The sequence below is a fragment of the Streptomyces justiciae genome (assembly GCF_015163075.1).
Taxonomy (GTDB): Bacteria; Actinomycetota; Actinomycetes; order Streptomycetales; family Streptomycetaceae; genus Streptomyces; species Streptomyces justiciae.
Genome location: NZ_JADDXU010000002.1, coordinates 402,417 through 427,838 on the forward strand (window position 1 = coordinate 402,417; position 25,422 = coordinate 427,838).

Genomic DNA, 25,422 nt, shown 5'->3' on the forward strand with positions numbered 1-25,422 from the left:
TCATCGGGCCACCGCCGCGCCGTAGCCCGCGTCCGTGGCCAGCAGGTTGCGGTGGCTGTCCTCGGCCGTGACGACCCCGTCGTCCAGGACGAGGACGCGGTCGGCGGCGTCCAGCAGGGCCGGGCTGCTGGTGATGACGAGGGTCGTCCGGCCGCGGCGGAGCTTCGCGAGGTTGCGGGCGATGAGCTGTTCGGTGACCGTGTCGACGGCGGTCGTGGGGTCGTGCAGGACCAGGATGTCGGTGTCGGCGGCCAACGCGCGGGCCAGGGACAGGCGTTGGCGCTGTCCGCCGGACAGGTTCGCGCCCCGGTCGCGGACGGCGTGGTCGAGGCCCTCGCGGTGAAGGGCGACGACGTCGGTCAGCAGGGACGCCTCGACGGCTTCGGCGACATTGCGGCTGGTGCCCGAGGGGTCGATGTTGGTGCGGAGGGTGCCCGCGAAGATCTCGCCGTCGTACGGGTTCACCAGCAGGTGCTCGCGGACCGCCTCCACGGACAGCTCCCCCAGCTCTCGTCCGCCGAGCCGGACCGTGCCCTCGTAGGCGTCGGGCGGGACGCGCACGGCCAGGACCGCCACGAGGTCGGCCGCGGCACGCGGCTGGTAGGCGGCGATCGCGACGAACTCGCCTGCCGCCACCCGGAACTTCAGCTTGCGCAGGGTTCCGTACCGGACGCCGTCGACCTCCAAGTCACTGCCCGCTGACGGACGTTCGGAACCCGGCGTGGCCACCGGCAGCGCGGTCAGCACCAATGCCATCCGCTCGGCCGAGGCGCGCGCGATCATCACGTACTTGGGCATCTCGGAGAAGAGTTTGAGCGGTTCGATGATGAACTGCGCCAGCCCGACGGCCATGACGAGTTCGCCGACGGTGATGCGGCCCTCGAAGGCCAGCCAGCCCGCCGTCAGGGTCACGGCGGCGGCGAGGAGGGCGTTGAGGGCCAGGGCGGCGCCCGCGTAGGCGCCGTTGACCTTGGCGACGGTGATGGCCTGGTGTTTCGCCTCGGTGCTGACCGTGCGGTACGACGCGAACGCCGCGTGGTTGCCGCCGAAGCCGTGCAGTGGGCGCAGCCCGGTGATCAGGTCGGCGACCTTCGCCCCGGCCCGCGCGACCCGGGCCTGCTGTTCCTGGGTGCTGTCGCCGATGCGTTTGGACAGCACGCTGAGGATCGACAGGATCGCGACGGTGCCGACGATCACCAGCAGGCCGAGCCGGAGGTCGGCCAGGCCCAGCGCGACGGCGGCGACCAGGACCGCGACCAGCGAGCTGATCAGCAGCGGCACCACCTCGATGATGTCGGCGGTCTGGTCGGCGTCCTCGGTGGCGATGGTGAGCACCTCGCCGGACTTCAGGTCGACGTCCCGGGCCACCGGCTGGAGTCCGCAGGCGGCGACCCGGACCCGCCAGCGGTGGGCCTCGGTCGTGTTGGCCTTCTGCAGGACGCGCATCCCGAACCGCCAGGACAGCGAGACGGTCGTGACGATCACGGCCAGCGCGGCGATCGACAGTCCGAGCGCGCCGGGGCTGCGGTGCTGCAGGGTGTGCTCGACGATGAGGCCCAGCGCGATCGGGAACGCCGTCTCGCCGGCCTGGTACAGGCCCATGAGGACCGTGCCCGCCACCATGGCACCGATGTTGCGGCGCAGGGCGATGCGGAGGATGTCGGCCCCGAAGCGGGGCGCTCGCGTGTCAGGAGGGGTCATCGAATCGGTCATCAAGGTGACGGGCGATCGCTTCCGGGGTCCGCAGGGTGAACAGGTCTCGGATGGTGATGACCGGGCCGAACTCCCGGCGGAGCAGCCCGATCAGCCGCACCGCCAGCATGGAGTGCCCGCCCAGGGACACGAAGTCTCCCACCGCGCTCACCTCGTCGTCGTCCAGGTCCAGTGCCTCGGCGAAGTACGCGCACACCACGCTCTCGGTCTCGGTCTCCGGCCCCCGCTCCCCTGCCGTGGACAGTGCGCCCAGCGGCTTGGCCTCCGGGAGCGCCTTGGTGTCAGCCTTTCCGTTGACGGTCAGCGGGATGCTGTCGACCTGGGCGTAGTGCGTCGGCCGCAGGAAGTCCGGGAGACCGGCGCCCACTTCCGTGGCGACCGTCGCCAACTCGGCGCCGTCCAGCACCAGATAGGCCGCCAGCCGGTGGGCGCCGTCGACCTGTGGATCGGCCTGGGCGACGGCGGCGACGAAACGCACCGCCGGGTGGGCCGCGAACGCGGCCTCGACCTCGCCGAGTTCGACGCGGTGGCCGCGGATCTTGACCTGCTGGTCGGTGCGGCCCAGGTACATCAGGTTGCCGTCCGGGCGCCGGACGACGAGGTCGCCGGTGCGGTACATGCGCTCGCCGGGGGCACCGAACGGGCAGGCCACGAACCGGTGGGCGGTCTGGCCGGGTTGGCCGAGGTAGCCGCGGGCGATGCCGATGCCCGCCACGTACAGCTCGCCGGGCACGCCGTCCGGCAGGGGTCGCAGCCAGGGATCGAGGACGTAGACGTCGGTGTTGTCGATGGCCACGCCCACCACCGGGTCCTCGCACTCGAAGGTGCCGACGCCGAGGGTGTTGATGGTGTACTCGGTGGGCCCGTACAGGTTGTAGCCGACGGTGCCCTCGGTGTCGGCGAGCCGCTGCCACAGCGTGGGGGTGACGGCCTCGCCGCCCAGCAGCACCAGCGGCGGCCGCCGGTCCGGGTCATCCAACAGGCCCTCGGCGACGAGCTGTTGGGCGTAGGTCGGGGTCACGTTGATGACGTCGATGCCGTGTTCCAGGCAGTACTCGACGAGCCGGGGCGCATCCCTGCGCAACTCCTCGTCGCAGATGTGCACTTCATGCCCGTCGGCGAGCCACAGCAGCTCCTCCCACGACATGTCGAACGCGAACGACACGGTGTGCGCGATACGGAAGACACGGTGGCCGTGGTCCGCCAACACCGGTTCGAAGATACGGCGCTGATGGTTGATCAGCATGTTGGTGAGTCCGGCGTACTCGGTCACGACGCCCTTGGGCTTTCCGGTCGAGCCGGAGGTGTAGATCGTGTACGCCGGGTGCCCCAGCCGGTCGGGGTCGTCGGGGGCGAACGTCACGTAGGGCTCTGCGGCGGGCAGCGGCCGGTCCAGCTCGACGAGGTCACCGGTCAACCGGGACGCCACCGAGCTCACGGTGAGGACCACGTCCGGGCGGGCGTCCTCGACGATCGCCGCGATCCGTTCGTCCGGGTGGTCCAGCTCCAGGGGCACATAGGCGGCACCGGTACGCAGTACGGCGAAGAGGGCCACGATCGAGTCGAGCGAGCGTGGCACGGCGAGGCCCACGGTCCGCTCCGGGCCGATGCCGCGCCCGGCGAGCACCCCGGCCACGGTCCGGCTGCGGTCCCGGAGTTCGGCGAAGGTCATCCGTGCGCCGTGGGCGACGAGCGCCACCCGGTCCGGATGACGGTCCGCCGCCTGGTCGAAGCGGTCGACGACGCTGTCCGTGCCGACGTCAGTCCGCGCCCCGGGCCCCGGAGCCGGCCCGAGCCCCGGCAGCGCACCGACCGGCCCGGTCGAGCGGGCCACGTCCTCCAGCACCCGCAGATAGTCGTCGAGCAGCCGCCGGGCACCGGACGTGTCCCCGTCGCGGTGCTCCAGCTTGACCGTGAGCCGATCGCCGGGCGTGACGACCCAGGTGAACGGGTAGTGGGTGGAGTCGTCGGCCTGCACCGACGTGATGCCGTGCCGGGCGTTCATCGCGGCCAAGGCGTCCAGGTCGAGGAAGTTCTGCAGCACGAACAGGTTGTCGAAAAGCGTGTCGTGGCCGCTGGCCCGCTGGATCTCCCCCAGCCCGAGGTGCTCGTGCTCCATCGCCGCGACCCTGGCCGCCTGCACCCCCGCGAGGTACTCCCGGACCGTGTCGCCGGGCCGGGCCCGCGTCCACATCGGCACGGTGTTGAGCAGCACCCCGACGACGTCCTCGAGCCCCTCCCCCTCCCGCCCGGACACGGTCACCCCGAACACGGCGTCGCCCCGCCCCGTGCAGGCGCCCAGCAGCAGCCCGAACGCCCCGGTCAGCACCGAGTTCAGTGTGACCCCGTGCACCCTGGCGGCGTCCCGCAGCAGCTCCGACAGTTCGGCGGAGACGGTGTGCACGAGGGTGCCCGGCAGGTCGTCGGTCAGGGTCGGTGCCGGCCCGGCGAGCAGGGTCGGACCGGGCAGGCCCGCGAGGTGCTCGGCCCAGAAGCGTTCGGATACGGCGGTGTCCTTGGCGTCGAGCGCCCGCGCATGCTCCTCGAAGCTCGGCACGGCGGGGACGGGGTCCGTCAACTCGCCTGCGACAAAAGCCTCGTAGGCGTCGAAGAGATCCCGCAGCACGATCTCGCGGGACCAGCCGTCCCACAGCAGCAGGTGGTAGCTGAGAAGCAGCCCGTCCCGCCCGCCGGGCAGTCGCACGACGGTCAGCCGGATCAGCGGGGGCTCGCCCGGGTCGAAGCCCGTGTCCCGGTCACGGGCGCGCAGGGCGTCGACCTCGGCGTCCGTGGACAGCTCGACCGTACGGACACCGACCCGTCGCCCGGCCTTGAGGACCTGCACCGGATTGCCGTCGTCGTCGGTGGTGAACCCCGCGCCCACGACCGGGTGGCGGGCGATGACGTGGGCCATCGCCTCGGCCAGCGCCTCCGTGTCCAGACGCCGGTCGAAGGTGAACCAGCTCTGCGCGACGTAGTGTCCGGTCGACCCCGTCAGCTGGGCCTGGAAGAACAGGCCGCGTTGGAGCGGGGTGACCGGGGCGGTGCGCTCGGCCGTCGCCGCGGCGTCGGCGATGTCCTCCAGGGCGTCCAGCCAGTACCCGGCTATGTCGTCGGAGACACCCTCGGCGAGCACGACCTCCGCGGCCAGACCGCCGGTCGCCTCGTCCAGCCAGGCGTTGACCTCGACGGCGTACGGACTGCCCTGCTCGCCCCCGGTGATGCGCAGCGCCTGGGACTCGCTGCCGCGGCCCAGGTAGTTGAACAGCACCTGCGGCTGGGCGGTGAGCAGGGGCGCCGACTGCGGGTTGAGGTAACGGAGTTGGCCGTAGGCGATGTGCGCCCGCTCGTCCGGCTGTCGTGCGGCGACCTCGTGCGCGGCCGCCACGGGGTCGGTGTGCGCGGTGAGCCGTACGGGTGCGACGGAGGTGAACCAGCCGACCGTACGCGTGTAGTCATGGCCCTCCAGGGCGGGGACCCGGCCGTGCCGCTCCAGGTCGATCGCCAGGTCGGTCGGGGTGGCCTGGACACGGGTGAGTGCGGTGCGCAGCGCGCCGCACAGCAGCTCGGTGAGGCCGACGCCGAAGGCCGCCGGGGCGGTACGGGTGACGTGTTCGCTGACCTCGGGGGCGAGGACGACGGTGGTCTCACGGAGCCCGCCGACCTCGGGCAGCAAGGCGGGCGCCTGGAGCGTCGTACGCCAGTGCCCGAGCCCGTCGAGGGCCTGGGCGGACCCGAGGGCCAGCGCTTCGGCGTACTCGGCGTACGAGGTGGTGGGGGGTGCCAGGGGCTCCCCGCGCAGGGCGGTGGCCAGGTCGTCCAGGAGGATCAGCCAGGACACGGAGTCGACGGCGAGGTGGTGCACGGTGACCACCAGGGTGCGGGTGACCTCCAACCACGCGAACGCCACGACGTCCCCCGACGCGGGGTCGAGGCGTGCGGCGGCCTCGTTCGCCGCATCGGTCGTGTCGGGGCGTACGACGGTGACCTCGCGGGCGGGTTCGGTGCTGAGCGCCCACACCCCTTGTTCGACGCGGAGGCGCAGCCGGAGTGCCGGGTGGGCGGCCACGACGGCCTTCGCCGCGCGTCCTATGTCGGCGTGTCCGAGGCCCTCGGGGACCGGCAGGGTGCGGGCCTGCGCGAACCGGGCCAGCGTGCCGCCCAGTTGACGTTGGCGCAGGATGATCGGTGTCGGCGGGAAGGGGCCGTCGGCACGGTGGGCGGGGGCGGTCTCCGCGTGGGGTGTGTGCGTGCCGAGGTGCTCGACGAGGGCACGCGGCGTCCGGAGCAGGAACACGTCCCGGGGCGCGATCGGCAGGCCCAGCGCTCGCGCCCGGTTGATCACGGTGATGGCGACGATGCTGTCTCCGCCGGCCCTGAAGAAGTCGGTGTCGGCGTTCACGTCGGCGCCGCCGGGCAAGGTCGCGGTGAAGATGTCGACGAGAGAGGCGAGCGCGGAGTCGTTGGCGGCCGTGGGAGTGTCCGGTGCTGCGAGCGCGGAGTCGTTCACGGGCGTAGGAGTGTCCGGTGCGGCGGCCGCCCGCTCGGTCAGTGCCTTCCGGTCCAGCTTGCCGTTGACCGTCAGGGGCAGGGCGTCGACCGTCAGCACCCGGCTCGGCACCATGTGCGCGGGCAGCTTCGCGGACAGTAGGGCGGTGACATCGCCGGGGGCCCGGCCCACGACGTGCGCGACGAGATGATCGCCGGAGGCGGCCACCGTGACAGCCGCGTCGACCACACCGTCGAGCCCCCGGAGCGCGGCCTCGACCTCGCCCAACTCGACGCGGAAACCCTTGAGTTGGACCTGGTCGTCGGCGCGTCCGACGAACTCCAACTCGCCGTCTAGCGTGCGGGCGGCGAGGTCGCCCGTGTGGTACATGCGGGAGCCGTCGCCCGCGAACGGGTCCGCCACGAACCGGCCCGCGGTGAGCCCGGGCCTGCCCAGATAGCCGAGCGACACCTGGTCACCGGCGACGTAGATGGCGCCCACACGACCGGGCGGCACCGGCCTGAGCCGTTCGTCGAGCAGATAGGTGACCAGGCCGGGGATCGGACCGCCGATCGGACTCGCCTCGGCACCGGCACGGAAGTCGTCGTCGGTCAGCACCCGGTGGGTGACATGGACGGTCGTCTCGGTGATGCCGTACATGTTCACCAACTCCGGCTGGTCGGAGCCATGTCGTGCGACCCAGCCGCGCAGCCGCCCGAGGTCGAGCGCCTCGCCGCCGAAGACGATCCGACGCAGGGCGGGGATCGGCGCCTCGGCCTGCCGATCGGCCTCGATGAACTGGTAGAAGGCGGACGGCGTTTGGTTGAGCACGGTGACCCCCCGTTCGCGGACCAGCCGGTGGAAGTCGACCGGCGAGCGGGTCAGCCCGTACTCCGGCACCAGCAGTTCACCCCCGTGCGCCAGGGCGCCCCACAGCTCCCAGACCGCGAAGTCGAAGGAGTACGAGTGGAACTGGACCCACACGTCGTCCGGGCCGAAGTCCATCACGGGCCGGGTGTTCGCGAGGAGGGTCACCACGCCGGCGTGCGGGACGACGACCCCCTTGGGGCGGCCCGTCGAGCCGGACGTGTAGATCACGTACGCGGGGTCGTGCCAGTCGGCCTCGAACTCGACGGGTGACTGCGGGAGTTCGTCACCCTGCACCAGGACCCGCGCCGATACACCGGTCCGGTCCAGCAGTTCGGCGAAGCGCTCCCGCTGCCCCGCCTCCACCAGGACGACCTGAGGGGCGGCGTCGGCAAGGATGTACTCCAGGCGTTCGTCGGGGTACGCCAGGTCCAGGGGTACGTAAGCGCCGCCCGCGCTGACGATGGCGACCAGGGCCACGACCTGCTCCAGGGAACGCGGCACGCCGACGGCGACCCGTTTGCCGGGGCCGACCCCGGCGGCGGCCAGTACAGCCGCCAACTCGCCCTTCTTGAGCGCTAGTTCCCCGTACGTCAGGGACCGGGTGCCGCCGTCGAGGGCGCACTGGGTGACGGCCGTGGCGGACGGGTCGCGGCGTGCGGCGGCGTCGAAGAGGGCGCCCAGGGTGGTCGGGGTGACGCGCTGCCGGGAGCTCTCCGTGGCAAGGTCGTCGACTGGTGTGTCCGGTCGGGTGAGCAGGCCGGTGAGGGTCGTCTCGAAGGTGCGCAGGATCGCCTGGGCTCCGGTCTCTTGCAGCAGCTCGCCGTCGTAGATCAGGTTGAAGCGCGGGCGGCCGTCGAGGGTGCGCTCCACGACCAGGGTCAACGGGTAGTGCGGGGCGCCCTCGTTCACGATGTCGGTGACGATCAGCTCGTCGGCCGGTCCGCGCAGCGCCTCCACGTCGGTCGCCACGTCGAAGACCACCAGGGTGTCGAACAGAGAGCCCGCGCCCGCCTCACGGCCGATCCTCGCCAGCGAGACGTGCTGATGCTGGAGTACCGCGCTCTGGTGTTCGCGGACCGAGGCGAGCAGGTCACGCGAAGTGGTCGTAGGGGTCCAACTGGCCCGCACAGGAATCGTGTTGATGAACAGGCCCACCATGTTCTCGATGCCGGGCACATCCATGTCCCGTCCGGACACGGTGGAGCCGAAGACGACGTCCGTGCCGTGCAGGATGCCGCCGAGCGTCACCGCCCAGGCGCTGTGCACGGCCACGCTGAGCGGGACACCGGCCGACCGGGCGGCGGTGTCGATGTCGTCGGCCGGGGTGCGGGAGGTGTCGGCGAACCGGTCGGACGGGGTGTGGCCCTCGGCGACGAGGGAGGGGCCGGGCAGTTCGGCGAGCTGGGTGCGCCACACCCGGTCGCTCTCGTCCTCGTCCCGCTCGGCGAGCGCGCGCACATAGTCGGCGAAGCCGCCGAGGGGATAGGTCGTCCCCGGCGCGTGGTACTCGGCGAGCAGGGCGCGGAGCATCGGCGGCACCGACCAGCCATCGGCGATGATGTGATGCACGGTCTGCACCAGGACGCTGCGCCCGGCCTCTGTCCGAATGAGGGTGTACCGCATGAGCGGCCCGGTCGCGAGGTCGAACCCGGCGCGGCGGTCGCGCTCGGCGTAGGCGCGGATCTCGTCGTCGGTGATGCCGGGGCGGTCCAGCGTGCTGAATGGCGCCTCGACGCCGCTCTCCAGTACGGAGACCACGCGACCGTCGCCGAGGGACACGAACCGTGCGGCCAGGTTCGGGTAGAGGGTGAGGAGCCTGGTGGCCGCCGCCGCGAGCCGTTCGGCGTCCACGTCGCCTTCCAGGGTGAGGAGTTGCTGCTCGACGTAAGCGCCGGCCGAGTCGTCGTCGAAGACCGAGTGGAAGTACAAACCCTCTTGCAGCGGGGTGAGCGCCAAGATGTCCCGCAGGTCCGGGCCGTCGAGGGCGTCGGCGTCGGCCTGGGTGAGCGGGACCAGGTCGAAGTCGCTGGGCGAGTGGCCCCCCTGGTCGAGGGCGGCGAGTCCGGCGAGGGCCGTACGGAAGTACGCGCCGATCGTCGTGATGTCCTGGTCGGTGAACAGGCCTTCGGGCCAGGAGAGGGTGGTGACCAGCTCGTACTCACCGCCGGCTGTGGCGGGTTCGGCGATCGCGTTGAACTCCAGGGCGCGCGGGAGCCGCATGGCGGGGTCACGCTTCTCGCCCAACTGGCCGGTCGTACGGGCGAGTTGCCAGTCACCGGCGGCGCCGGCAGCGAAGCGGCCCAGGTAGTTGAAGAGCACCTGGGGCGCGGGGGCGTCGAACTCGGTGTGGGTGAGGTAGCGCAGGGCGCCGTAGGAGACGCCGTTGTCGGGCACCCTGGCGAGGTCTTCCTTGACGGCCTTGAGTGCGGTGGCCAGGTAGTCGGGTGCGGTGAAGTCGGCTGCCGCGCCGGGGTCGACGACCACCGGGAAGAGGGTGGTGAACCAGCCGACCGTGCGGGCGAGTTCGGGTTCGAACCCGGCGGTGTCCGCCACGAAGTGGCCTTCGCGGCCGTGGCCCTCCAGTTCGATGTGCGCGAACGTCTGGTCCTGGCCTCGGTCGTGGCGCCAGCGGGCGAGGGTGACCGCGAGTGCGGTCAGGAGGACGTCGTTGACTCCGGCGTGGAACCTGGCGGGGATCTCACCGAGCAGGGCGGCGGTGACCTCAGGGCCGACGGTGACGGTGTGCAGCCGTTCGCCCGCGACGGTGTCGGTCTCCGCCAGGGGCCGCCTGCCCAGCAGGTGGTCGTCACCCGGCAGCGGACGCCAGTAGTAGGAGCTGTCGGCGTCGAAGGCCGCGCGCTCCAGCAGCTGGGTCCAGCGGCGGAAGGACGTGCCGGTCGGGGGGAGTTCGATCGGTGTGCCGGAGGATGTCTGGCGCCATGCCGTGGCCAGGTCCTCCATCAGGACACGCCAGGACACGCCGTCGACGACGACGTGATGGGCTGCCAGCACCAACTGCCGTGCCGCGGGCCGCCATAGGGCCCGCAGCATCACACCGCTGTCGGGGTCGAGTCCGGCGGTGGCGAGCGCGACGCACTCCTCCAGCGGACGGTCGCTCTCCTGCCAGGCCACGGTGGTCGCGCCCGACTCCGGGATGTCGAAGCTCCAGCGGTCGCCGCGCACCAGCCTGGCGCGCAGCATGGGGTGGTGTCGTACGACGGCGGTGAGGAGTGCGTCGAGGGTGACGGCGGTGAGGTCGGCCGGGGTGTTCAGGACCACCGACTGCACGAATCCGTCGACGGCGTCCGTGGTCTCGCCGAGCCACTGCACGACGGGTGAGCCGACGACGGTGCCGGTGGGGACGTCGCGGTGGTCGACGGTGGAGGTGTCCTCCCGGCTTGCCACGGCCGCCAGCGCGCGCGGGGTGCTGTGGGCGAAGATCTGCCGGGCCGTCACATGGAGTCCCTCGGCGCGCAGCGCGCTCAGCAGGGAGATCGCCAGGATGCTGTCGCCGCCGAGTTGGAAGAAGTCCTGGTCGGCGCCGATCTCGTCGAGGCGCAGTACGTCGGCGACGGCTTGGCACACCACGCGTTCGTCGTCGGTGGCGGGCGGGACGAGCGTGCCGGTGGCGAGCTCGGGCTCCGGCAGGGCGTTCCGGTCGAGCTTGCCGTTGGCCGTCAGCGGGAACTCCCGCAGGACGACGACATGGGCGGGGACCATGTACTCGACCATGTGCTCGGCGGCCCAGACCTTGACCTCGTCGGCCCGCAGCGCCTCACTCCCGGCGGCCGGGATGACGTACCCCACGAGGTAGGTGCCGCCGGCGGTGTTCTTCCTGGCGACGACACAGGTGTGCCGTACGCCCGGGTGTTCCGCGAGGCCGATCTCGACGTCCTCGATCTCCAGGCGCATACCGCGGATCTTGATCTGGTTGTCGGCGCGGCCGAGGAAGTCCAGCGAGCCGTCGGGGGCGTAGCGAGCGAGGTCGCCGGTGCGGTAGAGGCGGGAGCCGTCGGTGGCGAAGGGGTTGGCGACGAACCGGGAGGCCGTGAGGCCAGGCGCGTTCACATAGCCGCGGCCGAGGAGGAAGCCGCCGACGTAGAGTTCGCCGCCGACGCCGACCGGGACGGGGCGCAGCTCGTCGTCGAGGACGTACAGCTGGGTGTTGGGGTTGGCCTTGCCGATGGAGGTGGACAGGCGTTCGGCGGCACCCCGGTAGATGACGTGGGAGACGCCGATGGTCGTCTCGGCCGGTCCGTAGCCGTGATACATGGGGATGTCGAGCTGGGTGCGGAACCGCTCGTACAGCTCAGGGGTCAGCACCTCGCCGCCGCACCACACGTGGCGCAGGCTGTCCAACTGCCCGGAGTCGCCCGCGATGTCGAGCAGCACGTCCAGCATGGAGGACACCAAGTAGGTGAAGGTGACGCGGTGTTCGGCGATGACGCTCAGCAGGTGGTGCGGGTCGCGTTCGCCGCCGGGGCGCAGGACGACCAGTCGGGCGCCGGACACGAGGGGCAGGAAGATCTCGTTGATGGAGATGTCGAAGGACAGGGGCGCCTTGAACAGCGAGGCGTCGTCGTGGCCGAAGCCCAGGATCTGGTGGACCTGCCACAACAGGCGTTCGCTGATGGCCTCGTGCCGGATCATCGCGCCCTTGGGTCGGCCGGTGGAGCCGGAGGTGAAGATCACGTAGGCCAGGCCGGTACCGGGGACGGTGATCCCGGTGCCCTCAGTCGGGTAGCCGTCGAAGCGCCAGTCGTCGAGGTCGACGGCGACGGCTTCCGGCTCGCCCGGGGCGTGTTCGCCGTTGTCGTTGAGCTGGAGGACGACCCCGGCGTCCTCGATGACGACGGCCCGGCGTGCGGCGGGCCACTGCGGATCGAGTGGCACGAACGCGCATCCGGCCTGGAGCACGGCGAGGAGCCCGATCACCATGTCCGCGGAGCGGCCCAGGGAGATGCCGACGATCTGCTCGGCGGTCAGGTCGCGTTCGAGCAGGTGGTGGGCCAACTGGGCCGAGAGGGCGGCCGCTTGACGGTAGGTCAGTGTGCGGTGTTCGTCGACGATGGCGACGGCGTCCGGCCTGGTCCGCGCCTGTTCGAGGAACATCTCCACCAGGGTCGGGCGGACCCGGTCGGCGTCGGTCGCGTTCCACACGGCCAGGGCTTCGAGTCGTGCCGCCACGCTGGAGGGGCCGACGGTGCCGAGCGGGCGGTCCGGGAAGTCGGCGAGGTCGTCCAGGGCGAGCTGTGCGTCGGCGAGGTCGACGCCGTCCGGGACAGGGACAGCCACTCCGTCGTCCTGCCGACTACCGGCACTTGTACCGCCGTTGTCGACCCAGCCGAGGACGTCGGCGAACAGGGTGCCAGGGGTGAGGTCGATGCCGTCGGGGCTCTGCCCAGTCGCCCAGAACGCCAGCGCGATGGCGCAGGCCTCGGCGAGGGTCCGGTCGGAGTGGTCGCCGGTCCTCCGGCGCAACTCGGTCAGTCGGGTGGGGGAAAGAAGTACGTGACGAGCGCGCGGTTCGATCATCGAAGACTCAGCACCCTTCCACAGCATGAAAGTTAGGCTAGCCTAAGCTAAATTCTCTCAACTGCCTTCTCGCCAGGCCTGCCACAGTCGTGCGTACCGGCCGTCCAGGGCCACCAGCTCCTCGTGGGTCCCCTGCTCGACGACGCGTCCGGCGTCCAGCACGGCGATCCGGTCCGCCGCCATCGCCTGCGTCAGCCGGTGCGCCACGAAGAGCGTGGTCCGGCCCGCGCACGCGGCGAGTACGGCCCGTTCCAGCTCGGCGGCGCCCTCGCTGCCGGCCTCGGCGGTCGACTCGTCCAGCACCACCACCGGCGCCCGGCCCAACACGAGCCGCGCCAGGGCGATTTGAGTGACCTTGGTGACGTCGAGCCGCTCGCCGCCCTCGCCGACCGGCGTGTTCAGGCCCTCGGGCAGCGCCTCGACCCAGCCCTCCGCGCCGACCGTGCGCAGCGCGTCGGTCAACTCCGCGTCGGTCGCCTGCGGCGCGGCCAGGCGCAGGTCGTCGGCGAGCGGGCCGGAGAACACATGGGTCTCCTGCGTCAGCAGGCTCACCAGGGCCCGCGCCCCGGCCTCGTCCAGGTCCGCCAGGTCGGTCGTCCCGATGCGGACGGTCCCGGCCCGCGGGGTTCCGATACCGGCGACGAGCGCGGCCAGTGTCGTCTTGCCCGCGCCGGTCGCACCGACCAGCGCGAGCGAACTCCCCGCCGGAATCCTCAAGTTGACGTCCCGCAGGACCGGCTCCTCGGTGCCTGGATAGGCGAAGGTCACACCCTCCACGGTCACGGCGTACGCCACGGAGGCCGCCGGTGTCACCGCCTCGTCGCCCACCAGCCGTTCCTCCGCCTCCTCCCCCAGCACCCCGACCAGCCGGGTCAGGCTCGCCCCCGACTTCTGCGCCTCGTCGAAGGTGAACATGATCATGCCGAGTGGCACGAACAGCCGGTGGAAGAGCAGCGGGGCCGCCGACACCTCGCCCAGGCTGGCGGCGTCGGCCTCCAGGAGGGCGTAGCCGACGCCGAGGATCAGGGTGAGGCCGATGAACTCGGCGCGGTTCTCCCGGCCGACGAACCGGCCGAAGAAGTGGAACACCTCGATGCCCAGGTCGCGCACCCGCCGCGATTCATCGGTGACCTTCTCCCGGAAGGCCTCTTCGAGGCGGTACGCGCGGACCGTGTCGATGCCGTTGAGACCGCTGATCAGCGCCTGGGCGCGGTCGGCCTGGGCCGCGCGCTGCTTGCGGTAGAGCGGGGCCGAGCGCGGGAGGTACCAGCGCAGGGCCAGGGCGTACGCGGGCAGCGCGCCGGCGCCGGCCAGGCCGAGCCGCCAGTCGAGGCCGAACATGCCGGCCGTGGCGATGACGACCAGCACGCCCGCCGAGAACACCGTGGGGACGGCCATCCGGATGCCTCGCGAGAGCACGGCTACGTCGTCGCCGACCCGGGACAGCACATCGCCCCGGCCGACCTGTTCGATCCGGGCGCTCGGCATCCCGAGCACCGCGCGCACGGCGGACTCCCGCAGCTTGGCCAGCAGGTCCGCGCCCAGCCGTCCGATCAGGTAGGTCGAGGCCGCGGTGGCCACCGCGCCGAGCAGCGCGGCGGCCACCATGACGACCCCGATCCTGACCAGGACCGAGCGGGACTCCCCCGCGACGACCCCGTCGACCACCTGGCCGAGCAGCAGCACCGGGAGCACCTGGAGCGCGGCCCCGGCCACCGAGGTGACCACGGTGGCGGTGGTCAGCCAGGGCACTTCGCGGCAGTGTGCCGTGACCCAGCGGGCGGCCTCGCGGCCGGTGGTGGTGTGCAGGGCCGGCGAGGCCGGGCGCGTGACCGTGTCGTACGTCTCGGTGGCGCTCACACCTACCCGGCCGCCGACTTGACGAGCTCGTCGATGGCGTACGGCATCGACAGCAGGGTGCCCTGCGAGATGGCCGCGCCGACCGCCGGGCCCTCGCTGTCCAGCAGGTACGACACGTTGCCCTTCTTCACGGCGTCGAGGTTGGCGAAGAGCTTGAACTTCTTCAGCGCCTCGGTGTCGGCCTTGTCGTTGATGACGAAGATGTGGTCGACGTCGACCAGGTCGATGCGCTCCGGGGAGAGCTTGGTGTAGAAGCTGCCGCCGGCGGCCTTGTCGATCTCCGTCCGGTACTTGAAGCCGATGCCGGAGACGAGGCGGCCGCGGACGTCGGTGGAGGTGAAGGGGGCGACCGAGTCCTCGTACCAGGACAGCGCGACAGCGGTCCGGCCGGCGAACTCGGGGTGGGCCTTCTTGGCCGCGTCGAGTTTGCCCTGGATGTCCGCGACCATCTTCTCGCCCTCCTCGGCCTTGCCGAGGGCCTTGGCGATGTGCAGGGCGTTGTCCTGCCAGGGGGCGCTGAAGGGTTCCTTCTCGGCCTTGGTACGGCCGACCGTCGGCGCGATCCTGGAGAGCTTGTCGTAGGCGGCCTGGTCGATCTCGGAGTAGACCGCGACGATCAGGTCCGGGCGCAGGGCGGCGATCTTCTCGTAGTTGGGGCCGGAGTCACCGTTCTTCATGATGACCTCGGGCTTGGTGTCGCCCCACTTGTCCTTCACCCAGGGCCACTGGGTGTTGATGTCGGGGCTCTGCCCGGGCGGGTTGGGGTACTGATCGACCATGCCGACGGGCTTGATGCCGAAGGCGAGGATGGTCTGGTCGTCGGTGTAGCCGACCGAGACGACGCGCTGTGGGGCCTTGGTGATGGTCGTGGTGCCGAAGGCGTGCTCGACCGTGACCGGGAAGGCGCCGGCGGCGGCCGTGGCCTTGGCGTTGTCGCCGGTGGACTCGTCCGAGGAGTCGGAGCCGCATCCGGCGAGGAGGCCGACGGTCAGGCCTAAGGCGGACACCGTTGTCGCCAGCCGCCGCAAGGGCGTTGTGAGCGTCGTTCTACGGAGGAGCATCAGCCATCCCTTGCCTTCGCACAGTCGCTGCGCCACGTTCTTAGGGCAGGCAAACCTTATCCATAAAAATGAGGTTAGCCTAGCCTAACTACCGTTCTTTCCTCGGTAGTTGGGGTGCACCTGCGTGCGACCGATCGGCACGACGAGCGGGCGGTCCCCCACCGGGTCGTCGACGACCAGGGCGCGCAGTCCGAACGCCTCGTGCAGCAGCTCGGCGGTGACGACGTCCCGCGGGTGGCCCTGCGCCAGGATGGCGCCCTCCTTCATCACGACGAGGTTGTCGCTGTAGCGGATGGCGAGGTTGAGGTCGTGCAGCACCATGACCACCGTGCAGCCCGACTCGTGCAGGTCGTCGACCAGGTCGAGCACGTCGATCGCGTGCGCCAGGTCGAGATAGGTGGTCGGCTCGTCCAGCAGCAGCAGGTCGGTGCCCTGGGCCAGGGTCATCGAGATCCACACACGCTGACGCTGTCCGCCGGACAGGGTGTCGACGGGCCGGTCGGCCAGGTCGGAGACCCCGGTCAGGGCCAACGCCCGTGCCACCACGTCGGCGTCGTCCGAGGACCACTGCCGCAGCCAGCTCTGGTGCGGATGCCGGCCCCTGGCGACCAGGTCGGCCACCGTGAGTCCTTCCGGCGCGACCGGTGTCTGCGGCAGCAGGCCGAGCTTCTTCGCGACGTCCCGGGTCTTCAGCCGGACGATGTCGTCGCCGTCCAGCAGGACGGTGCCCCGGGTCGGCTTGAGCAGCCGCGACAGGGTCCTCAACAGGGTTGACTTGCCACAGCCGTTGGGGCCGATGATCGTGGTGATCACTCCGGGCGGCACGCTCACGTCGAGGCCGTCGATGACGGTCCGGCTGCCGTATCCGACGGTGACGTCCTCGGCCGTCAGCCGTGAGACCTGCTCGACGGCGGACTTGACCTGGGTGATGTCATGAGCGACCACGAGGCCCCCTGTGTTTAGGCATACCTGACTCTCGCATCGTCTACCGGGCGTTGGCCCGCACCAGCAGATGGACGAGGAAGGGTCCACCGATCGCGGCGGTCACCACACCCACCGGGAGGCTCACCGGCAGCGCGGTGCGCGCGACCAGGTCCGCACCGATCAGCAGCAGCGCCCCGACGAGCCCCGAGGCCGCCAACGGCGGTGTGGGGCACCGCGCCAGACGCATCGCCACCTGCGGCGCGACCAGCGCGACGAACGGGACCGGGCCCGCCGCGCTCACCGCCGCGCCCGCCAGCAGGACCGCGCACAGCAGCATGACCGCCCGCACCCGCGTGTACCGGACGCCCAGGCCCGCGGCCACCTCGTCGCCGAAGTGCAGCGGCCGGAACTGGAAAGCCACGCACGTCACGACGGCGAGCAGGGCGAGCGTGCACCACAGTGCGGTCCGCACCTCGTCCCACCCCCGGTCGTCCAGCGAGCCGACCAGCCAGGCCTGGGCCCGCGCCACGTCCCTGATGTCGGCCGTGGCCAGCAGCCAGGTGGTGATCGCCTCCATCACGGCGGTCACCGAGATGCCGATGAGGATGAGCCGGAAGCCGTCGATGCCGCGCCGCCAGGCCAGGAAGTACACCAGCAGCCCGGTGCCGAGACCGCCGCCGAGCGCGGCCGCCGACAGTCCCACGGAGTCGACGATCGCCGTGGCGGTGCCGCCGGAGACGGTCACCAGGAACACCGCGACCGCGCCGGCGCCCGAGGTGATCCCGAGCACGTCCGGACTGGACAGCGGATTGCGCGCGACGGACTGCGTGATCGCCCCCGACACCCCCAGCGCGATGCCGACGACGAGTCCGGCGAGGGCCCGCGGCAGCCGCAGGTCCATGATGACGAACTCGTCGACCGGCTCGCCGTGACCGAAGATCGTGGCGATCACCTGGGGCAGGCCGATGGGGAAGTCGCCGATGCCGATGGAGAGACAGAACAGCAGGAAGGTCACCGCGGCCAGCAGCAGCGTGACGCCCGCGATCCAGGGCCGCCAGACGAACGACACCCGGCCGAGCCGCAGGCCCGGCAGGACCGATGACTTCGCCTCTGCACTCATCAACTCTGGTCCGCTCATGCGTTCTTGAACTTTCCGAGCCACACCAGCGCGGCGAAGAACGGGGCGCCGAGCAGGGCGACGACGACGCCCGCGTCCAACTCGCCCGGCCGTACCACCAGTCGGCCCACGATGTCGCAGACCAGCAGCACGATCGCGCCGAGCAGTCCCGCGTACGGCACCAGCCAGCGGTAGTCGGGGCCGGTCAGATAGCGGGCCACGTGGGCCACCATCAGTCCGAGGAACGCGATGGGACCGCAGGCCGCCGTCGCCGCGCCCGCGAGGAGGGTGATGGCGACGATGCCGACGGTCCGGCTCAGCGCGATGTTCACCCCGAGCCCGCGGGCCACGTCCTCCCCGAGGTTGAGGAGGTTGACGGCGGGCAGCGTGATCAGCGCCAGCACCAGGCCGACCGCGACGAACGCGGTCACCGGCCAGATGACGCCGAAGCCGACCCCGGCGACGGAGCCCGCGTTCCAGAACCGCAGCGCGTTCAGCGCCGCCTGGTCCGTCAGCGCGATCGCCGTGGTCATCGCGGCGAGGAAGACCGCGACGCCCTGCCCGGCCAGGGCGAGCGTGAGCGGGTTCCCTGCGCCCCGGCCGAGGCTGGACAGCCCGAACACGACGACGCCGGCGACCGCCGCGCCCAGGAAGGCGAACCAGACGTACTGGAAGGGGTTGGTGAGCCCGAACAGGGTGATCGCCGAGACCACCGCGAAGGACGCGCCCGCGTTCACCCCCAACAGGCCTGTGTCGGCGATGGGGTTGCGGGTGTAGCCCTGGATCAGGGCGCCGCCGACGCCCAGGGCGATGCCCGCCACCACGGCGAGCACCGTCCGGGGGACCCGGACCGTCCGCACGATGAGCCTGATCTCGGTGAGCCGCTGGTCGGACTCCGGCGCCGCGAACAGTCCGTGCCACACCTCGGCGGGGCTCAACGCGCGCGCACCGACGGCGAGCGACACCGCCCCCGCGACCACCAGGATCACCACGAGCACGGCCAGGCCCACAACTCGCCGCCTTCGGGCCGGAGTTGAGGCTCTGGGCGCGGCACGCTCGACTGCGGTGATGGCCATGTGGACGTACGTTATCCCTTTGATCGAACCGGTGGAGCGGCTGTCGCTAGCGGGCGGCGGTGCTGCCGATCCCGTCGACGACCGGACGGGCCTCGTCGGGGCCGGTCTTGAGGACGGAGTCGAGGATCTCGCCGACCCTGATGGCGGTGTTGGAGAGCAGGGACGAGGTGATGCCGTGCGTGTGCTCGGTGCCGCCCTGAAGGTAGATGCCGCAGCGGAGTTCGGGGCGGGTGGCGATGCGGTAGTCGCGTTCGACGCGCAGCCGGCCCTCGTCGTCGCGCAGACAGAGGTCGGCGACCTCTCCCAAGAGGCCCTGCGGGTCGGCGGGGCGGTAGCCGGTGGCGAAGACGACGACGTCGGCGTCCAGGGCTGTTTCCTCGCCGGTGACAAGGGACTTGACGGTGGCCCGCACCCGGTCGGGCCGCTCCTCGACGCCGACGAGACGGGAGACGTTGAGGAAGCGCAGCCGCTCGGTGCCGAGGACCTTCTCCTGGTACATCTGCCGGTACAGGTCGTCGATGAGGTCGATGTCCACCACGGAGTAGTTGGTGTTGCCGTGGTAGTCCATGAGTTGGCGTTTGACGTCGTCGGGCGCCGCGAAGTACTCGTCGACCGCGGCGGGGTCGAAGATCCGGTTGGCGAAGCTGCTGTCGTCGGCGGGGCTGTAGCCGTAGCGGGAGAAGACCGCGCAGACCTCGGCCTCGGGGAAGCGGCGGTGCAGGTAGGCGACGTTCTCGGCGGCGCTCTGCCCGGCGCCGACGACGACGAACCGCGAGGGCGAGGCGCCCCCTAACTCCTCGACCCGCGCGAGGAGTTCGGCGTTGTGCCAGACCCGCTCGGTGCGCTCGACGCCGTCCGGCATGAGGGGGCGCAGCCCGGTGCCGATGACGAGGTTGCGCGCCCGGTGGAGCGCGAGCCCCTCGGCCGAGCGGACCGTGACGTCCAGGTGGTCGACGATGCCATCGCGGACGACCGGGGACACGGCGACGACCTCGTGGCCGTACGAGATCATGTCGTCGACCTTGGCGGCGGCCCACTCGAAGTAGTCGTGGAACTCCACCCGCAGCGGGAAGAGGTTCTTGTGGTTGATGAAGTCGATCAGCCGCCCCTTGCTCTGCAGATAGCAGAGGAAGCTGTACTCGCTGGCCGGGTTCCGGAGCGTCACCAGGTCCTTGAGGAAGGACACCTGCATGGTCGCGTCGTCGATCAGCATGCCGCGGTGCCAGCCGAAGTTCGGCTGCTGCTCGAAGAAGTGAGCGCTGACCGCTTCCTGCCTGTCGACGCGTGCGTTGTGCTCGCTGAGCGCGATCGCCATGGCGACGTTGGACGGCCCGAAGCCAACACCTATGAGGTCGTGGATCAGTGATGCGTCGTCAGGAAGAGCCTGTGCCATGTCACTCCCATCCTGCGGGGGAATGGGCGCACCCACGGACGGGCAGCCCAAAACTTAGGTAAGGCTAAGCTGATCCTGTGGAACTGTCGATAGGCCGGGCACCGTTGTGCGCTTAGGTAAGCCTTGCTTTACTGGCGCCGGTCAGTCCCTGCTCCGAGGAGGAACCGCATGCGGGTCGTCATGTTCGGCTATCAGACCTGGGGGCACCGGACCCTCCGCGCCCTGCTGGACTCCGAGCACGACGTGGTCCTGGTCGTGACGCACCCCAAGAGCGAGCACGCCTACGAGAAGATCTGGAGCGACTCGGTCGCCGACCTCGCCGAGGAGCACGGCGTCCCGGTCGTGATCCGCAACCGCCCTGACGACGACGAGCTGTTCGCGCGCCTGAAGGAGGCCGACCCGGACATCATCGTCGCCAACAACTGGCGTACGTGGATTCCGCCACGCATCTTCGACCTCCCCCGCCACGGCACTCTCAACGTGCACGACTCGCTGCTGCCGAAATACGCCGGCTTCTCCCCGCTGATCTGGGCGCTGATCAACGGCGAGACCGAAGTGGGCGTCACCGCGCACCTGATGAACGACGAGCTCGACGCCGGCGACATCGTGCGTCAGGAGGCGGTGCCGGTCGGACCGACGGACACCGCGACCGACCTCTTCCACCGCACCGTCGACCTCATCGCCCCGGTCACCATCGGCGCACTCGCCCAAATCGCCTCCGGACAGACGGAGTTCACCCGGCAGGACCGCTCACAGGCGAGCTTCTTCCACAAGCGCTCCCTCGAGGACAGCCGCATCGACTGGACCTGGCCGGCGGCGGACCTCGAACGCCTGGTCCGCGCCCAGTCGGAGCCGTACCCGAGCGCCTACACCTTCCACAAGGGCCGGCGGCTCGACGTCCTCGCCTCGGTCGTCTCCGAGGGGCGCTACGGCGGGACGCCCGGCCGCATCTTCTACCGCGAGGGCGAGGGTGTCGTCATCGTCGCAGGCGCCGACGCCCGCACGGGCCGCAACCACGGGCTGGCCATCACACGCGTACGGACCGAGGACGGCCGGGAGCTGCCCGCCACGGAGTACTTCACCGCCATGGGCGGCTATCTGACCAACCAGCCCTGAAGAAGCGGGAGTCGGAACACGGCGACCCGCCGCTGCACTCGCAGCGGCGGGTCGCCGTGTGTCCGGGTCAGTGACCGTGCGCGCCCTCGACGCCCTCGTGCCCCTCACCGGTGGTCACGGTGAACGCCGCCGTGTGGACCTGTCCCTGGTGCTTGAAGTCGAGGAACAGGCGGTACGTCCCGACGCTGGGCGCGGTGGCCGTGAAGGAGATGTCCGGGCCGGGCTTCGTCGTGGCGTCGCCCGGTTCGCCGTTGGGGTGGACGTGGAGGTAGGCGAGGTCTCCGGAGCGCAGCGCGACGAGGTGGCCGTAGGCGCCGAGGTAGGGCTGGAGGTCGGTGACGGGGCGGCCGTCGCGGGAGACCTTGAGCTTGAGCTCGGTCGCGGTGTTCGGGGTCAGTCCGCCGGCCAGTTCGACCTTGTAGCCGTCGACGGTCGCGGTGCCGTTCGGCTCGGGGAGCTTCTGGGCCGTGTAGCTGCCCGAGGCCGCCAGGTCCGCGCCGAGGACGAGGTTCTCGGCACCCTTTTTCGCCGGGGTGAAGTCGGCGAAGACGCGGTAGCCGCCCGCGCGGGGCAGCTCGACGGGGATGCTCCAGGTGCCGTCGGCGGCGCGGGTGGGGTGCAGATGGCGGTAGGTGACGAGGTCGCGTGAGGCAACGATGAGGTGGAGTTCCTTGTCGTGCTCGCGCTGGTACGCGGTGACGGCGCGACCCGCGGCGTCGCGTATCGCGAACCGCAGCTCGGTCCGCTGCCCGGCCGTGACCCTCGGGGTCTCCAGGTCGAGGGTGTAGCCGCCCTCGGAGATCTGCAGCCCGCCGGCCGGGCTCTCCTTGTGCGCCGCGTCGTCACCGCCTCCCTCCTGGGTCCCATGACTCTCATGGGAGGGGGTCGCACTCTCCGTGACCACCGGGTCGATGCCCTTGCCCACGCCGTAGGCGGTGCCGAAGGTCGCGGCGAGCGCGGCGGCGAACGCGGAGATCTTGAGTCCGGCATGCATGGCCAGCTCCTCGGGATCACGGCCACCGCCTGGTCGCGGCGGGCCTCGATGCAGTCGACAATACCCCTGGGGGGTATAAAGTCAAGCCGTCTCGGCGCTTGCGTCGGATACCCCCCATGGGTATATGTTTGAGCCATGGCGGTGATACCCCCGCCCCCTGTCCAGTCCACGAGGAGCAGCAGCGATGACCACCACCGCGACCGGAGCCCCTTCCGAGGTCGAGCTCGCCATCGGCGGCATGACCTGCGCCTCCTGCGCCGCCCGTATCGAGAAGAAGCTCAACCGCATGGACGGGGTCACCGCCACGGTCAACTACGCCACCGAGAAGGCGAAGGTCAGCTTCGCCGGTGACGTCTCCGTCCAGGACCTGATAGCGACCGTCGAGAAGACCGGGTACACCGCGCAGGAGCCGTCACCACCGGACGAACCCGGCGACGACGAGCCCGTGGACGACGAACTGCGCACCCTGCGGCAGCGGTTGACGACCGCCGCGCTCCTCGCCGTGCCCGTCGTCGCGATGGCCATGATCCCGGCCCTGCAGTTCGAGTACTGGCAGTGGCTGTCGCTCACGCTGGCGGCGCCGGTCGTCACGTACGCCGGCTGGCCCTTCCACAAGGCGGCGTTCACCAACGCGCGGCACGGAGCCGCGACCATGGACACCCTGATCTCGGTGGGCACGCTCGCCGCGTTCGGCTGGTCGCTGTGGGCGCTGTTCTTCGGCACCGCGGGCGAGCCGGGCATGACGCACCCCTTCGAGCTGACGATCGCGCGCGGCGACGGCGCCGGGAACATCTATCTGGAGGCCGCGGCCGGCGTCACCGCGTTCATCCTGGCCGGGCGGTACTTCGAGGCGCGCTCCAAGCGCAAGGCTGGTGCCGCGCTGCGGGCGCTGCTGGAGCTGGGCGCCAAGGACGTGACCCTGCTGGGAGTCGACGGGCGCGAACAGACCGTTCCCGTCGGTCAGTTGAAGGTCGGTGACCGGTTCCTGGTCCGGCCCGGCGAGAAGATCGCCACCGACGGCACGGTGGTCGAGGGTTCCTCGGCCGTCGACGCCTCGATGCTGACCGGCGAGTCCATGCCGGTGGAGGTCAGCCAGGGCGACGCGGTCACCGGCGCCACCGTCAACGCCGGCGGGCGGCTCGTCGTCGAGGCCACCCGAGTCGGCGCCGACACCCAACTCTCGCGCATGGCCAAGCTGGTGGAGGACGCGCAGAACGGCAAGGCGGCGGCGCAGCGGCTCGCGGACCGGATCTCCGCGGTGTTCGTCCCGATCGTGATCGCCCTCGCGCTCGGCACCCTCGGCTTCTGGCTCGGCAACGGCGCCGGACTGACGGCCGCGTTCACCGCCGCGGTCGCCGTGCTGATCATCGCCTGCCCGTGCGCCCTGGGGCTGGCCACACCGACCGCGCTGCTGGTGGGCACGGGCCGTGGTGCCCAACTCGGCATCCTCATCAAGGGCCCTGAGGTCCTGGAGTCCACCCGCAAGGTCGACACGATCGTCCTCGACAAGACCGGCACGGTCACCACGGGCCGGATGACTCTGCTGGCCGTGCACACCGCCGACGGCACCGACGAGGCCGAAGTCCTGCGGCTGGCGGGCGCGTTGGAGCACGCCTCCGAGCACCCGATCGCCCGTGCCGTCGCCGACGGCGCGCTGGCGAAGCTCGGTTCGCTGCCCACGCCCGAGGACTTCGCGAACGTGCCCGGGCTGGGCGTGCAGGGGATCGTCGACGGCCATGCGGTGCTGGTCGGCCGGGAGCGGTTGCTGGCGGAGTGGGCGATGGAGCTGCCCGGGACGCTGGCCCTGGTGAAGGCGGAGGCCGAGGCGTCGGGTCGTACGGCGATCGCGGTCGCCTGGGACGGCGAGGCGCGGGCGGTCCTCGAGGTCGCCGACGCGGTCAAGGAGACCAGCGCCGAGGCGATCACGCGGCTGCGGGCGCTCGGCCTGACGCCGATCCTGCTGACCGGTGACAACGAGGCGGTGGCGCAGTCCGTCGCCCGCGAGGTCGGCATCGCGCCCGAGGACGTCATCGCCGAGGTGCTGCCGCAGGACAAGGTCGACGTCGTCAAGCGCCTTCAGGGCGAGGGGCGTTCGGTGGCGATGGTCGGCGACGGCGTCAACGACGCGGCCGCCCTGGCCCAGGCCGACCTGGGGCTCGCCATGGGGACGGGCACGGACGCCGCGATCGAGGCCGGCGACCTGACCCTCGTCCGCGGCGACCTGCGCGCGGCGGCGGACGCCATCCGCCTCGCCCGGCGCACCCTGGGCACCATCCGGTCCAACTTGTTCTGGGCCTTCGCCTACAACGTGGCCGCCCTGCCGCTCGCCGCGGCCGGCCTGCTCAACCCGATGCTCGCGGGGGCGGCGATGGCCTTCTCGTCGGTGTTCGTGGTGGGCAACTCGCTGCGGCTGCGGTCGTTCAAGGCGGCGAACTGAACGCGCCAGGGCCGCGCTTGTCGACGACCGCGGTCTGAGGGACCGGACACCGAGCAACGCCACAGCGCCCGCCGGACGACACCGGCGGGCGCTGTGGCGTTGCGCTCAGCCCAGCTTCTTCAGCAGCTCGTCGGCGAGCGGCGCCGACGAGGCCGGGTTCTGGCCGGTGACGAGGTTGCGGTCGACGACGGTCTTCGGCGCCCACGGCGTGCCCACCTGGACCTCGACGCCCGCTTCGGTCAGCCGGTCCTGGAGCAGCCACTTGGCCTTGTCGGCGAGGCCGCCCTGGATCTCCTCGTCGTTGGTGAACGCGGCCACCTGGTAGCCGGCGAAGGAGTTGGTGCCGTCGTCCCGCACCGCGGCGAGCAGCGCGGCCGGGCCGTGGCAGACCACGCCGAGCGGCTTGCCGGACTCCAGGGCTCGGGTCAGCAGCTTGCCGGAGTCGGCGTCGACGGCCAGGTCCTCCATGGGGCCGTGGCCGCCGGGGTAGAAGACGGCGGCGTAGTCGTCGAGGTCGACGTCTGTCAGCTTGACCGGGTGCTGGAGCTCGGTCATCGCGGCGAGCGCGGCGGCGGTGCGGTCGGCGCCCTCCTGGCCGCCGTTGTACTCGGGCGCGAGGCTGCCCTTGTCGACGGTGGGGACGACCCCGCCGGGGGTGGCCACGACGATCTCGTGCCCGGCGGCCTTGAAGGCCCGGTACGGGGCGACGGCCTCCTCGGCCCAGAAGCCGGTGGGGTGCAGGGTGCCGTCGGCGAGGGTCCAGTGGTCGGCGCCGGTCATCACGAAGAGGATCTTTGACATGGTTCGAACGTAGGCCGTCCACTCATAGAAATCCAA

12 protein-coding genes are annotated in these 25,422 nt (G+C 71.2%); 2 read left to right on the forward strand and 10 right to left on the reverse strand.

Annotation, left to right across the window (positions count from 1 at the left end; all coding sequences use genetic code 11):
* From IQ210_RS05920 to IQ210_RS05955, 8 genes are all read right to left on the reverse strand, one after another.
* Nucleotides 1-1,701, reverse strand: a complete 1,701-nt coding sequence (locus IQ210_RS05920) for an ABC transporter ATP-binding protein (RefSeq protein ID WP_194077774.1) — start codon at nucleotides 1,699-1,701, stop codon at nucleotides 1-3.
* A complete protein-coding gene (locus tag IQ210_RS05925) occupies nucleotides 1,688-12,607 on the reverse strand; it encodes a non-ribosomal peptide synthetase (protein WP_194077775.1) in 10,920 nt (3,639 codons plus the stop codon). Before IQ210_RS05925 ends, IQ210_RS05920 begins: the two co-directional genes overlap by 14 nt.
* A gap of 57 nt (nucleotides 12,608-12,664) precedes the next feature.
* Entirely contained in the window at nucleotides 12,665-14,467 is a 1,803-nt protein-coding gene (locus IQ210_RS05930) for an ABC transporter ATP-binding protein (RefSeq protein ID WP_194077776.1), read from the reverse strand.
* 2 nt (nucleotides 14,468-14,469) lie between these two features.
* Nucleotides 14,470-15,528, reverse strand: a complete 1,059-nt coding sequence (locus tag IQ210_RS05935) for an iron-siderophore ABC transporter substrate-binding protein (RefSeq protein WP_194077777.1) — start codon at nucleotides 15,526-15,528, stop codon at nucleotides 14,470-14,472.
* 84 nt (nucleotides 15,529-15,612) lie between these two features.
* Nucleotides 15,613-16,473, reverse strand: coding sequence for an ABC transporter ATP-binding protein (locus IQ210_RS05940; protein WP_194077778.1), 861 nt, complete (start codon nucleotides 16,471-16,473; stop codon nucleotides 15,613-15,615).
* A 40-nt stretch (nucleotides 16,474-16,513) separates the two neighbouring features.
* Nucleotides 16,514-17,572 carry a FecCD family ABC transporter permease gene (locus IQ210_RS05945; RefSeq protein ID WP_407699681.1) on the reverse strand — a complete coding sequence of 353 codons (1,059 nt, stop codon included), beginning with the start codon at nucleotides 17,570-17,572 and terminating at the stop codon, nucleotides 16,514-16,516.
* 14 nt (nucleotides 17,573-17,586) lie between these two features.
* Complete coding sequence (locus IQ210_RS05950) at nucleotides 17,587-18,645, reverse strand: FecCD family ABC transporter permease (RefSeq protein WP_194077780.1); 1,059 nt, start codon at nucleotides 18,643-18,645, stop codon at nucleotides 17,587-17,589.
* Nucleotides 18,646-18,691: 46 nt separating this feature from the next.
* On the reverse strand, nucleotides 18,692-20,038 hold the full coding sequence (locus tag IQ210_RS05955; RefSeq protein ID WP_194077781.1) for a lysine N(6)-hydroxylase/L-ornithine N(5)-oxygenase family protein: 1,347 nt from the start codon (nucleotides 20,036-20,038) through the stop codon (nucleotides 18,692-18,694).
* Nucleotides 20,039-20,206: 168 nt separating this feature from the next.
* Between IQ210_RS05955 and IQ210_RS05960 the strand changes: the two genes are divergently transcribed.
* Nucleotides 20,207-21,154, forward strand: coding sequence for a methionyl-tRNA formyltransferase (locus tag IQ210_RS05960; protein WP_194077782.1), 948 nt, complete (start codon nucleotides 20,207-20,209; stop codon nucleotides 21,152-21,154).
* Between the two features lie 67 nt (nucleotides 21,155-21,221).
* Here the strand turns inward: IQ210_RS05960 and IQ210_RS05965 are convergent, their stop codons facing one another.
* On the reverse strand, nucleotides 21,222-22,148 hold the full coding sequence (locus IQ210_RS05965; RefSeq protein WP_194077783.1) for a hypothetical protein: 927 nt from the start codon (nucleotides 22,146-22,148) through the stop codon (nucleotides 21,222-21,224).
* Nucleotides 22,149-22,332: 184 nt separating this feature from the next.
* Between IQ210_RS05965 and IQ210_RS05970 the strand changes: the two genes are divergently transcribed.
* On the forward strand, nucleotides 22,333-24,585 hold the full coding sequence (locus IQ210_RS05970; RefSeq protein ID WP_194077784.1) for a heavy metal translocating P-type ATPase: 2,253 nt from the start codon (nucleotides 22,333-22,335) through the stop codon (nucleotides 24,583-24,585).
* Nucleotides 24,586-24,690: 105 nt separating this feature from the next.
* On the opposite strand, the gene IQ210_RS05975 is transcribed toward IQ210_RS05970, so the two are convergent.
* Nucleotides 24,691-25,386, reverse strand: a complete 696-nt coding sequence (locus IQ210_RS05975; protein ID WP_194077785.1) for a type 1 glutamine amidotransferase domain-containing protein — start codon at nucleotides 25,384-25,386, stop codon at nucleotides 24,691-24,693.
* Between the last annotated feature and the right edge of the window lie 36 nt (nucleotides 25,387-25,422).